At 55.5% G+C, this 12495-nt stretch carries 12 protein-coding genes and 2 pseudogenes; 3 read left to right on the forward strand and 11 right to left on the reverse strand.

Features of this window, described 5'->3' with window-relative positions:
* Both FZE95_RS19825 and FZE95_RS16685 read right to left on the reverse strand, forming a co-directional pair.
* Positions 1-339 (reverse strand): annotated as a pseudogene (locus FZE95_RS19825) (hypothetical protein); the annotation flags it as partial.
* A gap of 12 nt (positions 340-351) precedes the next feature.
* The gene (locus tag FZE95_RS16685; RefSeq protein ID WP_150302006.1) at positions 352-2130 is read right to left on the reverse strand and encodes a copper resistance system multicopper oxidase; all 1779 of its coding nucleotides are present in this window, start codon (positions 2128-2130) and stop codon (positions 352-354) included.
* Between the two features lie 388 nt (positions 2131-2518).
* Here FZE95_RS16685 and FZE95_RS16690 point away from each other — a divergent pair, with 388 nt between their 5' ends.
* Entirely contained in the window at positions 2519-2848 is a 330-nt protein-coding gene (locus tag FZE95_RS16690; protein WP_150302007.1) for a four-helix bundle copper-binding protein, read from the forward strand.
* A gap of 142 nt (positions 2849-2990) precedes the next feature.
* Entirely contained in the window at positions 2991-3671 is a 681-nt protein-coding gene (locus FZE95_RS16695) for a heavy metal response regulator transcription factor (protein ID WP_150302028.1), read from the forward strand.
* 46 nt (positions 3672-3717) lie between these two features.
* Here FZE95_RS16695 and FZE95_RS16700 read toward each other — a convergent pair whose 3' ends face one another.
* The 4 genes from FZE95_RS16700 to FZE95_RS16715 form a co-directional block, all read right to left on the reverse strand.
* Positions 3718-5001, reverse strand: a complete 1284-nt coding sequence (locus FZE95_RS16700) for a hypothetical protein (RefSeq protein ID WP_218573679.1) — start codon at positions 4999-5001, stop codon at positions 3718-3720.
* Between the two features lie 118 nt (positions 5002-5119).
* On the reverse strand, positions 5120-6496 hold the full coding sequence (locus FZE95_RS16705; RefSeq protein WP_150302008.1) for a heavy metal sensor histidine kinase: 1377 nt from the start codon (positions 6494-6496) through the stop codon (positions 5120-5122).
* A 680-nt stretch (positions 6497-7176) separates the two neighbouring features.
* On the reverse strand, positions 7177-7404 hold the full coding sequence (locus FZE95_RS16710) for a hypothetical protein (protein ID WP_150302009.1): 228 nt from the start codon (positions 7402-7404) through the stop codon (positions 7177-7179).
* A gap of 181 nt (positions 7405-7585) precedes the next feature.
* Entirely contained in the window at positions 7586-7774 is a 189-nt protein-coding gene (locus tag FZE95_RS16715; RefSeq protein WP_150302010.1) for a hypothetical protein, read from the reverse strand.
* 238 nt (positions 7775-8012) lie between these two features.
* On the opposite strand from FZE95_RS16715, the gene FZE95_RS19985 reads away from it, so the two are divergent.
* The gene (locus FZE95_RS19985) at positions 8013-8270 is read left to right on the forward strand and encodes a BPSL0761 family protein (protein WP_150302011.1); all 258 of its coding nucleotides are present in this window, start codon (positions 8013-8015) and stop codon (positions 8268-8270) included.
* A gap of 156 nt (positions 8271-8426) precedes the next feature.
* Here the strand turns inward: FZE95_RS19985 and FZE95_RS16725 are convergent, their stop codons facing one another.
* The 5 genes and pseudogenes from FZE95_RS16725 to FZE95_RS19645 all read right to left on the reverse strand — a co-directional run.
* Positions 8427-10577: a site-specific integrase gene (locus tag FZE95_RS16725; RefSeq protein ID WP_150302012.1), complete on the reverse strand. Its 2151-nt coding sequence runs from the start codon at positions 10575-10577 to the stop codon at positions 8427-8429.
* On the reverse strand, positions 10574-11593 hold the full coding sequence (locus FZE95_RS16730) for a tyrosine-type recombinase/integrase (protein ID WP_150302013.1): 1020 nt from the start codon (positions 11591-11593) through the stop codon (positions 10574-10576). The genes FZE95_RS16725 and FZE95_RS16730 overlap by 4 nt, the downstream gene beginning before the upstream one ends.
* A gap of 59 nt (positions 11594-11652) precedes the next feature.
* A pseudogene (locus tag FZE95_RS16735) lies at positions 11653-11892 on the reverse strand (Y-family DNA polymerase); the annotation flags it as partial.
* Positions 11885-12250: a LexA family protein gene (locus FZE95_RS16740; RefSeq protein ID WP_223825106.1), complete on the reverse strand. Its 366-nt coding sequence runs from the start codon at positions 12248-12250 to the stop codon at positions 11885-11887. The gene FZE95_RS16740 and the pseudogene FZE95_RS16735, both read right to left, overlap by 8 nt.
* 15 nt (positions 12251-12265) lie before the next feature.
* On the reverse strand, positions 12266-12495 hold a 230-nt coding region (locus FZE95_RS19645), incomplete at its 5' end, for a hypothetical protein (protein ID WP_223825107.1).

Consider the following 12495-nt stretch of genomic DNA (forward strand, 5'->3'; position numbering starts at 1 on the left):
CTGCATCGAACCGTGGTCCATCTGGCTGTGATCCATATCACCGTTCTGCATCGAACCGTGGTCCATCTGGCTGTGATCCATATCACCGTTCTGCATCGAACCGTGGTCCATCTGGCCGTGATCCATATCGCCGTGCTGCATCGAACCTTGCCCCGCTTTGCTCGATCCGTGCTGGCTGTGGCTCATGCTGGGGGACTGTTCGCTTCGCTCAACCGAAGGAGAGGCACCCTGATGTCCCGTATGTCCTTCGGCTGCGAGCACGCTGATTGGGGAGGCCACGCTCAGCAAAGCCGCCATGAATGCGCGGCCGGTAAGTTTCTGGTATTTGCAAACCGTCATCGCTGCGACTCCTCAGGCTCGTTCATCAACACGGACTTCACGGAACATGCCCATTTCCATATGGAACAGCAGATGACAATGATAGGCCCAGCGGCCCAATGCATCGGCCGTGACGCGATAACTGCGCCTGGAGCCCGGTGGCATGTCGATCGTGTGTTTGCGTACAAGGAAGTCGCCGTTTTCGTCTTCCAGGTCACTCCACATTCCATGCAAGTGGATCGGGTGGGTCATCATCGTGTCGTTGACCAGAGTAATGCGGACTCGCTCACCGTAAGTAAGACGCAGCGGCTCTGCATCGGAAAACTCGACGCCATCGAACGACCACGAGAACCGTTCCATATGACCGGTAAGATGCAGTTCGATGGTTCTGCTCGGCTCGCGCCCGTCCGGATCGGGGAAGGCGCTTCTCAGGTCGCCATAAGTCAAAGTACGTCGGCCGTTGTCGCGTAACCCAAGCCCCGGGTCATCCAACTTTGGCGTCGGCGTCATGGTCTGCATATCGACCAGAGGATTTCCCTCTTCGGTGGCGGGATGCTGCTGCATTGCACCCATGGCCCCATGATCCATTGCTCCCATCTGACCGTGGTCCATCGAGCCGTGCCCCATCTGGGCATGGTCCATGTCAGACATCGGCTGGTTAGAGTCATGACTCATCCCGGCCATACTTCCGTGATCCATTCCCATGTCCTGCATGCTTAATTCAGGCCTGGGATCTGTCTCGGGAACGGGTGCGCTCAAGCCCTCGCGAACGGCTAGGGTGCCACGAGCGAACCCCGTGCGATCCATCGACTGAGCGAAGATGGTGTACGCCTGTTCCTGCTCAGGCTCGACGATTACGTCATAAGTCTCGGCCACCGCGATGCGAAATTCGTCAACGCTAACCGGCTCGACGTGGAGCCCGTCTGCGGCCACCACAGTCATCTTTAGCCCTGGAATACGAACGTCGAAGTAGCTCATGGCCGAACCGTTAATAAAGCGCAGACGAAGCTTCTCACCGGGTTTGAACAATCCCGTCCAGTTGCCGTTCGGCGCTAGGCCATTCAACAGATAGGTGTAGGTGTAACCGCTGACATCAGCCAGGTCTGTTGGGCTCATCTTCATCTGCGCCCACATCTTGCGGTCGGCGAGCGTCGCGCCCAGCCCGTCCTGCTTTGCATCTCGAATGAAGTCAGCAACGGTACGCTGATGAAAGTTGTAATAGTCGGACTGCTTTTTCAGCTTGGCCATGATTTCGTCCGAGCTCTCGTCCGTCCAGTCTGTCAGCATGACGACGTAGTCGCGGTCGTACTCAAATGGCTCTGGTTCTTTAGCGTCGATGACCAACGGACCATAAACCCCGGCCTGCTCCTGAAAACCTGAGTGACTGTGGTACCAGTAGGTGCCGTGCTGGTTCACTTGAAATTTATATTCGTACATTCCGTCCGGAGCGATGCCATGGAAGCTTAGGCCTGGGACGCCATCCATATTCGCTGGGAGAATGATTCCATGCCAATGAATGGATGTGTCTTCTTGGAGCCGATTGGCCACCCGCAAGGTGACCGTATCGCCCTCTCGCCAGCGCAGCAAAGGGCCAGGAATCGTGCCATTGATGGTGAGCGCAGTCCGCGGGCTGCCCGTAATGTTCACAGGCGTTTCGCCAATGACCAGGTCGAATTCGGTTCCGGCAAGGACGGTTGGCTGGCCGGGACTGGTCAATGCCCAGACTGGAGATCTCCACAGCCCAAGGCCCCCGAACAGTCCTGTTGCGACTAATCCCTTCACAAAGGTTCGTCTCGACGTCTTGTATTGCATGGCTTGGTGCCCCGTGCTCGAAAATCAGGTTACTCGCGTCTTAGCGAAGCGATGAGCTGAAATGTGCCATATCGCTAACGGGCGTGTGATTACATTTATGTCAGCTTCGTGTCGAGGGTGAGGGAGCCGCAAAAAAAAAGCGCCCAGCGGGCGCGGATCTCTAAGAAGGAGTACAACGTAGCAGAGATACAAACCGGACCGTCGGCCCGTCAGAACGACAGTCTCGCGTAGACAATATCAAATCAAACATGTCACTACGCTGATCGAAAAATTACATTTCTGTCAGCTAGACGCACGGCGCAAACTTCTTCGCCGCCACAGGAGTCGACAAACGTGTGGCCTGGTTAGTCAGGCCGCACGAACCAACTTTCAGCTGTGGAGAACACCAATGATGAATGCCAAATTTCAATCCTGCATCCAGGCCTGTAGCAACTGCGCGATCGTTTGCCAGACATGTTCTGCTGCGTGCCTAGGCGAAGATGACGTGAAAATGATGGCTCGGTGCATCAAGCTGGACATGGATTGCGCCGAAATTTGCCAGCTCGCTGCCAACTTTATGGCTCGAGACAGCGAGTACGCCGCAGACATCTGCCGCCTCTGCGCTCAGATCTGCCGGGCCTGTGGCGAAGAGTGCAAAAAACATGAAGCTGACCACTGCCAACGCTGCGCAGAAGCCTGCATGGCCTGCGCCGATGAATGCGAACGGATGGCTGGCTAATTGCCTGGTGCGTTCGGGTCAGATCCCGGACGCGCCCCGTCAGCCGGCCCCGTTATGCTTTGAGCCGAATTACATTCTTGTAAGGCAATGGAATGTCCCCTCCGACATCGGCACAATGAGCCAACTGCCTCGGAGCTCAATTGTGAAAATTCTAGTTGCCGAAGACGAACCGAAAACGGGCATCTACCTTAAACAGGGCCTGACCGAAGCCGGGTTCACCGTGGATCTGGTTACCAACGGGACGGATGCGGCCCATCAGGCGCTCGGTGAACAGTACGATCTACTTGTGCTCGACGTGATGATGCCAGGATTAGACGGCTGGCAAGTACTCGAAAAGGTGCGTACCGCAGGAGGCGACACTCCTGCCTTGTTTCTCACTGCCAGAGATCGGGTCGAGGACAGAGTCAAAGGCCTTGAGCTGGGCGCAGACGACTATCTCGTTAAACCATTTGCGTTCTCCGAACTCCTTGCTCGGGTCAGGTCGCTGCTACGCCGAGGAAACAGCAACACCGTTCAGACGATGCTTACCATCGAAGATTTGCAGTTGGATCTCCTCAAGCGAAGAGTGGAGCGCGGTGGGCGCCGGATCGATCTGACTGCTAAGGAATTCATGCTGCTAGAATTGCTGCTTCGCCGACGCGGCGAAGTGTTGTCCAAATCGCTAATCGCCTCGAAAGTGTGGGACATCAATTTCGATAGCGACACCAATATCATCGAGGTGGCCGTTCGCCGGCTACGGGCGAAAATTGACGATGAGTTTCCAGTCAAGTTGATCCATACCGTGCGAGGCATGGGCTATTTTATCGACGGAACGAGCCCTTAGGTCTTCGTCTTACGCTTGGTCTGCGCGCCTACTGAAACCGTTTTGGCTAGTTCGCGCTGACCAGGATCGGCGCGAAGCCGCCACCTGGCGTGCGAAAGTTGGTCGTCTGGCCTTGATACAGGCGCGCCGCGGCGAGTATCAGATTCCCGCGATAGGTATACAGCCGCACGTCCACCTTGAGCATTTGCCGTTCGCCGTCGACCATGACCACCCGCTCCGACGGCGGAACGAAGGTCTGAGCGATATAGTCGCTATCAAGGATCTGGGCATAGGTGCCTTTGGTGAGCTTGCTGCCACGATAGGCACCTTTGCTGCCATAACCCGCCACGGGCTTGAAGAACCAGTCCTTGCGTTGTTGCCAAAGCTCCGTCTCGTTGTCTGCGGTCACCGAAACCGTGCGCGGGACACCGCGGCGAAGTAGCTCAATTTTTTCACCGCTTAAGCCCCACTCTTGCAAGCTGTCAAAGTCGGACCACTCGATCAGGTTGCGTTTATCGGCGAACAAGGCATGCGTAAACGGGTTTGGTGTGATCACAGCGCTCCCATCCAGCCAGGCTGAGCGCAAGACAGCGTGCTCCGGAGCTTGCAGGGAGAAGTCCACCAGGCGGTTGTAGACCAGGTCGATCTTGTTATCGTCGTGATACAACGCGCCGGCGCTAGATCTCAGTTCCGAAGGCGAAACGATGAGTGCATCGATTCCGGCGTTTCGAAACAGCTGCTGGGCCAAGCGAAACTCAGGATATAGATACTGCTCGGTAGGCTGGTCATCTACGATGGCTATGCGCCGCGGCTTTCCATTGCCGTGCTGTAAAAGCCACTCACTCTCGAATTGGCTTATTACCTGCCGGTCAAAATCATCGGCCCAAGCAATTCGTGCAGCGCCGCTACAACACTGCAGCTGCGCTCGGGCCAGCGTGGCATTGAGGAAAGCACCTCCAGCATTAGTGTTAACTTCAATAAGACGGGGTCCGTCTTCGCTAAGATGAAAGTCATAGCCCATGAACGCACCCACAGGACCGGGATTGATCTGCGCAGTCTTCGACGCTCGGCCGAGGACCTTCTGACGAAACCCCGGCAGAGCGGAAGCTGTCTCCAAAGCCTGGACAGTCTCCATCATGCAATCCAGGTCTCGTTCAGGCACGAACACCGCTACGTCTGAAAAACTCTGGTGCCAGGTCGGGCTTGAAATCAGCTGCTCTTGCGCATCGCCCAACAGGTCCGCGAGATTCAGCATCACCTTAGGCCTATCTAGGGTGGTGCAGACGCAGTGCTGGTTGAGCTTCTTCGACTGGGTCTGGAATGAGGAATCGTCGGTTTTCGTCATATGCATACCTTAATGTCCTGCGCATAGTTTCAAGCTCGACGAACTCTCCGGATTACGCCGCTGCCAGGGGAAACAGCAGCGCGAGTTCCGAGCCACATGGAACAAAGACCAGACGTACCCAATGTCAGCCAACAGCTGTCGGCAGCTTCATTTGGAAAGTTGTGACGCTATCAGCCGAGTGGCAGTCAATCGAGCCTTCATGCGCCTCGACAATTGAGCGCGTAATGGCCATGCCGAGCCCGGCGTTCAGCGTATTGCCCTCTCGCCTGGCCGTATCGATACGGTAAAAACGATCAAACAGCTTATCGATGTGGTCTGGCGCGATCGTTGGCCCTTGATTGCTCACTTCAAGGCGCACCCACTCGCGAGCGTTAGAAACCCTGATGTTGACGGTCGAGCCGGGCTCGCCGTAGCGGACAGCATTGGAGATCACGTTTGAGATCGCTCTGCGGAGCATCAGATTGTCTCCCTTCACCTGTGTGGTCCCAGTGCTATGCAGGGCCAGTTTTATCTCTTTCTCATCTGCGGCGTACTCGTAATACTCCAGCACGCTTGCAGCAATCGCGCTCAGGTCGTGATCCTCAAAATCGGGAGTGATCATGCCGTTGTCGGCCTTGGCTAGGAAAAGCATATCGTCGACCATTCGCGACATGCGACGAAGCTCCTCGAGGGTGGAGAACAAGACGTCTTTGTAGGCAGCACTGTCTCTTTCTTTCAAAAGTGCGACTTCTGTCTGGGTTAGCATGCTGTTGAGCGGAGTTCGTAGCTCATGGGCAATATCGGCTGAGAAGCTCGACAGCCTCAGAAAAGACTGATCGAGGCGCTCCAACATGGCATTGAAGTTATCCACCAGTTCGTGAAGTTCGGACGGCACCGACTCGGTTGAAATCCGTGTATCCAGACAGTTTGCGGTGATGGTAGAGGAGGTTCGGGACAGGCTCGAAATCGGTTCGAGGCCTCGACGAATGAAGACAAAGCCGAGCGCGCCACTGAGCGCAGCGCTGATAATCAGCGTATAGAAAAACCACCGCCGGATCATTTCAAAGAAATGGGTGCGGTGCGTGACATCCATAGCCAGGTGAATGGTACCGCCTTCTCCGTCAGCCCATCCCTCGATCCGTTCTGTCATACCACTGTAGCGGTTGGGGCCGACCTGTATCAGCCATCGCTCGCCTTGCCTAGGACCGAGTGAAGCCGCTAGCTCTTCAGACAAGTTGTGATGTGAATAGACGACCCTGTCCCCCGCCAGGATCGCTGCGGCGAAGCCGAATGAGGTATCGACTAACCGGTGGATATCCGAAACCATTTCAGGTTCGAGGCTGTTTCCCCGCGTAAGGATTGATTTCAGAGCTGAAACCTTGCTCTCAAGCACTGCTGCGTCCTGTTGCTTGAAGTGCAGACGGCAGAAATAATCGAAGCTGACAGCGGCCAAGCTCAGCACTGCCGTCACGACGATCACGAAAAGAAGCGCCATCCTGCCGCGCAGCGATAATCTACTCATTCGTTCGACCTTTCTTTCGCATTAGGTTTCGAGCTCTGCTCGACTGAGGTAGCGCCCGCTCAGGTCACATGACTCTGCATGGTTTCTAGCTTCGCTGGCAACCGCCTAGCACCTGCCTTCGCACGAACCATAGCTGCACCAGGGGCAACACGATCCATCGAGCGATTGGCGACAAGCCTACCTCAATGAAAGGGAACTAAGGCATGGCTTTGGCGTACTCCCAACGTTGCAAGGGGCCGGTAGCCATTGGCTCGAAGACAATCGTGATCAGCAGCCCGGACGCAAGGAAAATGATGAGAGCAGGAGGTTGCACGGCAAACAAACCAGAACCTTGACCTCGCAACCACGGAAGCGGACCAGAAAGCTGCAAGCGAGATCAAGACGTCACCGCCGGTGGCTTTGGCTCAATGTAAAATGACCGTGAAATAATGAGCGTCTTCTAAGCCCGCAAAGAGGGGAAGCTGGATGAGCTCCCAGACAAAGTGCAGCAGGAAGGCGAAGAACGCGATGTGGAGTCCAGGGGCGTTCAACGCGGCATGCTTGTTAATGGCTGTTCCTCCGCCAGAGTGGAGAGACAAGCAGGAGCCACGTGCTGAGCTAGCAGAGCCGACACCATCATCATAGACGACGAAACAGGGGCTCCGGTCTGGAGCCCCTGTTTCATTCAAGCGGTACCGGCTTTATTCTGCCGCCTTGTCAGTCTGCATGCTGTGCATCATTTCCCGACAATCTTTCATCAAATCGCGCATCTCGGACATCATGCCTTTGTCCATCATGCCCATCATCATTCCGTCTTTCATGGGATGTTCGTTGCCTCTGGTGGCTTCGTCGGTCGCAGCCGAAACTGCGACACTGGCGCCGGTGGTCACGAGCGCAGCTAATAAAATGCTATAGGTCATTATTCGCATTGTCTTACTCCTAATTATCGCGGGTTTGAAGATTGGGGTTTGTCCGCAGACACCGTCTGCTGTTCTTACCGCTTCCTGCTGCGGTCATGCCGGTCGTTATCGGGTCCCGGGAAAGCCCTCGATGCTTCTGATGTGCCGGTCCTATTGGCCTATAAAGCCTTGAGACACGAAGGCAATACGATCAGCAACAGCGTTTATCCAGCTCGACGTCGTTGAGCTGCTGGCGTGGCTGCGATGAACTTTGGATCATCTGGGGCGCTCGGGCAGACGGCGCTTTATTTAAAGCATAATCACTTCCGTCTTCGGCAATGAGCGCCGGAGACACGACGATGAAAGCTAGGGGAATAAGTGCTCGAAACAGGTTTTTCATTGGGGTCACCTCATGTCTGGGAATGTGTCTAGGCTAGCGTTACGAGGCTGACAGCAAGCTGTTCGAATCCTTACGATTGTGTAATCTGCGGATCATCACGATATGCGGGGCCAAAAACGGATCTTTGCTCGCCTGATGGAGCAGCCGGTACAGAAAGCTACGAAATCGTTTCACAGCGCGGGCCCCATGTTTCGAAATGGGGCAGCCATCAAATTGGCATGAATAATTTGGAGGGGAAATGACCCTGCCATACGAACGCAGTCTCGCCGTGGTTGAAACACGGAAATTTCTGGAGCAGGTTTTCGCTGATCCCACTGTTCACGAGTCGTTGAGGGAGCAAGCTAACCGACTTCTACGCCACTATCCGACCGAACGGGATGTGCTGCGAGTTGGCAGGTTAGAGAATGTGCTCTATGGGCTAAGCGCAGGGACTGCGCTTCCGACCGAAGCCGTCGTTTCCCTACCGGTTTTCGGTGGGCGCCTTGACTGGGATTAAGCAACATCCGGTCTCTGTTTTCGCATGGAAGATAGTTCGCTTATGCGTGGTCGGGTCTCTAGATTCGATGCTAACCACTGTCCCAAGCCCGCATGAATGCCAGACCCTGGCAAGGCCGTTCGCCCTGTCATGCTGCCGGTTACGTTCATGTCGTGATTATCGCTCCGTCTTACCTATTTCCGCTGGCGTTCTTCCATCCAAGGTTGGCACGTTGTCGAGCTTGCGGATGAGGCCGTTCAGCTTCTCTAAGTCGCCCTCGACGATCGCTCGCTCTTCAGCTGTCAATGGCACCGTTTCGAGATATCTTCTCGCAGACGCCTTGCTCTCCAACACTTGAGCTTTAGCGCTGACCTTCGGCAAATTGAAGTCGCAGCCCGCGCAGGCCATGCGATGTGGGCAGCTGCTCCAGAAGGGATTCGAACAATACGAGTCGCCCAGGTCATAGAAAGTGTAGGGCTCGTCTGAATGGCGTGCGATTACGTCATGGTCGATCAAGACGGAAACCATGTGCGCCATTTGATCGGCTTTAACGAAGGATGCCGCCAGCTTGGTTGGCCGAATTCGGATGTAGTGCAAAGTCGAAGTTGGCGAGCTGTGGCCCGACCACTGCATCAGCTCGATCAACGACATGCCTTGAGGAACGCTGGCAAGCGCCGTCACTGCGGAGGCACGCCCTCTGTGGCTGGTGATTCGACCGCGACTGTCCTCTAGCGGCACACCTGCCTTGGCGCATAGCATTGGAATGATGGTGCCGTTGATGACTCCGGAGCCTATGCGCTTGCCGCGAAACTGGAATAGGTAGCTGACTTTCTCCCCGGTTCGCTCATCGAGCAGCGCGGCCTGATTGGTAGGCCGATCCGCCAACCAGGCGTCGATGCGCTCCTTCACGACCACTGCTACCGGTTTGACGAACGCTTTGAATGTCTTGCTGGCAGGAATATCGAGATAGCACAAGGTCCCCGCTGGAACGATGGTTCCATCCTCGTGCACGACATCATTGGTCTGAGGATGCGCACACCCTTTGTCCAGCCGCATAATTTCGTTGCTGCGCAGGCCCGCGTGAGTCCACACCACAGCAATGGCTTGTACCATCGACAGGGGATAGTGGATTTCTGAAAGTAAATCTTTACGTTCGAGGTTTAGGCTCGCCCAGATCAGCTTGAGCCAAGTCGAATCATCAATAACGCGCGGGTTGACGCCCGAATTAAACGCCACAGATCGCGGCGTGGCCAGGTGATGACGGGGACTGAACTTTAGACGCCCCCAGCCCCAGAGTTCAAAGTCTGTGAAAAAGCGCCGCAAGGCATGCAGAAAGCCACGCTTTGAATTGGCAGCAATAGGCTGGCCAAGTCCTTTGAGCAGTGTTCCCTTTGCCGACTCCAAAGCCCACTCACCGACCCTCATCCGGTCAACAGCAGCGATAAACGCAGCGCATGTGGACATGCTCCAATCGGTCGGCGCGGCAATACTTGGTTGCTCACGCGCTAACCAGACACCGACCCTCAATATAAAACTGTAATTACTTTCACGTGTGCGGGGGCGCAAGGTGGAGGTGTCTCGCCAGCGACGGCACCACATTGTCCAACCAGCGTCGATACCTTCGATGCTTTTCTTCCGCCAAGAGATATAGCCTCGCATGCGCAGAGGTTTCGCCAGAATCCCCATGGCAGCGAGGCCGTGAGACACCTTTCCGACTGATCTCGCGATACCTTCGCTTCGATGCTGTTGGCCCTTGAGCAGCAGTTCCTCAGTGAACGTCTCCAGTCGCGGATCGCCGTTTTCCAGCATCAAGGCGCCCAGCACACTGGAAAGGAACTGCTCAAGATGGCGGGCAGCGTAGCCCAGCGATCTCAAGGATTGGCTCAAGCGAGCGTGCTCATGTCTGAACACTTCATGGCCGAAGATAAAAGACGCGTATATCGCCGGCTGCCGGAATTTGGCGATACGCTGCGGGGTTTGAAAACCGCCGAGGTGGTAGGCAACAGACGCGAGGTACGGTCGTGATCCCGCTCGACTACAGAGCAAGGTCAACCACTGCGACTCAGACCAACACCAGTAAGGTTTGCCAGTCTTGAAGACACTCCAAAGAATGGTTGCGACTGAAGACGTTGCTAATCGCCGAGAAACGCCGCTGTGAGCCGCTATATCAGCCAGCGGCCTCATAAGCCCAGGCACCTCAGACTGTAGGTAGCGCCAGTCTGAGCGGCGAATGCGATTCGAAAGTATGGTCAGCTCCAGACTCGATAGGTCGATTTGACGTTCGTACTGGCTCGCATCGAACGGAACATACGGGGAGGGAGCGTTCATTGCGATGCCTGAGACTCGAAGAGCTCAGAGACCATGCGAGCATCGAGACTACCGACGGAATGCGCCATTTTTGCAGTTAGATCGGCGCCCGACAGGTGCAGGTAAACCAAAGTAGTCTTGGGGTCTCGATGGCCAGCATATGTGGTCAATTCATGAAGCTTCCAGCCAGCACGGGCCAGATGGGTAAGCCGAAGGTGGCGAAAGGTGTGCGTGCTCAGGTGCGGTAGGTTTGCTTCCCTGGCCCACCCTTCGACCAACTTACTCCACGTCCAACGGGTCAGTGACGAGCCTCGATTACGGTCCGACTCAGACCGAAACAACGAACCCTGAATCCAGCCCGCGCCGCGAAGAGCATGTAGATGCGCTATTAAGGTAGGTGCAATGTCTGGGCTATAGCACACGACACGGCTGCGTTTCCCTTTGGTCGTTTCCGCTCGAATCGAGATCAGGCGATGTGCAACGTCTAAATCTTCAATCCGCAAGGCTATCAACTCGGAACGGCGGAGAGCCCCAAAATACGCCAACGACAGCATGAGCCGATCACGGATAGACGACCTGGCCGCAATACTGAGAAAGTGGCGCCATTGCTCATCGATCGGAATCTGTGGCAGCTTAGTCAGCCGTGGGACCAGGCCCCTGACGAACCCTTCATGTCCAGGCACTTGTAATAGCCGACCATGTTGTCCACGAGGGACAGGGTTTTGCTTGCGAAGTCCCTGGAAAACCAGGTGGTCGTACCATAACCTGATGGCGGTGAGCCGTTGCTGCAAGGTTGAATTTGCCACTGCATTCTTTGCGCCAGGTAACAGCTCACGGATGTAGAGCGTGACCTGTTCGAATGTCGCGGATTCGGGTCTCAACCCGCTTCCTTCGCAATGTAACAAGTAATGCGCAAGGGCACGGCCATAGGCGTCAAGGGTGGCCGGCGCACGCCCCAGGTTACCCAGTAGCTCCAGCCACTCTTGAGCACTGGGATGGCGAGCTAACACTTGTGCGTGCAATGGCGGAGTGGTCATGGGGCGCCCCCTGAGCGTCAACGAAATCAGACTAGCTCAAAAGCATTCCACTTAACTTAATACAGCTCGTAATTACTGGAGAATGCGATGATGCCGTGCTGCCGCAGCGTCTCCCTGATCTGAAAGTACGGCGCGCCCATCTTGATGAAGGGTCTGGCATCGGCGGAGCGGGCGATGACACAGCCATCGTTATTGCTGAGCACAACGATGGGCGTCTTCATTAGATCTGGACGGAACACCCGCTCGCAGGATGCATAAAAGGAATTGCAGTCGATCAAGGCTATTACGTGCTCAGCCATGATTGCCGTGCCGCCGTATGCTGTCCGTGACCACCCCCCAGATAAGCAGCTCATCGCCTTCGAGAATGTACCGAGGCGGATACCTTGGGTTCTCCGAACACAGCACCAATTGCCCGCTTTGCGAGGTAAAGCGTTTGACGAAACTGTCGCCATTGATCGCGGCGATGACGATATCGCCGTGTCTCGCTGTCAGAGCCCGGCTCACGACGAGGACGTCACCGTCGAAAATACCCGCTCCGGTCATGCTGTCCCCGTGTGCCCGCACCAGATAGGTATGCGGCGCATCGATATCCAGCAAGCTATCCAGAGAAATGGTTTTTTCCAGGTGATCCTGAGCAGGATTCCCATATGAACTCATTCTGCCCATATCTTGTCAGCGCTCGATAGAAATAGAGGCGCTGCTGAGTTCCTCCAGCGCCAAGTTGATGTAGTCGCTGAGGAGGACGCTCAGTTCAGCAGGACTCCTGCCGTGGCTGAGTTCGAGAGCAACATCCTTAAGATTGGACTGTAGAGATTCGACGGCAAGCTTTGCTTTAATCAGGTCCAAGGTGCTTCCAAACCTTGAATCACACCGGGTTTTATGGAGGCCATTTCGTTTAAGTC

It is taken from the genome of Pseudomonas profundi (genome assembly GCF_008638305.1).
GTDB lineage: Bacteria > Pseudomonadota > Gammaproteobacteria > Pseudomonadales > Pseudomonadaceae > Halopseudomonas > Halopseudomonas profundi.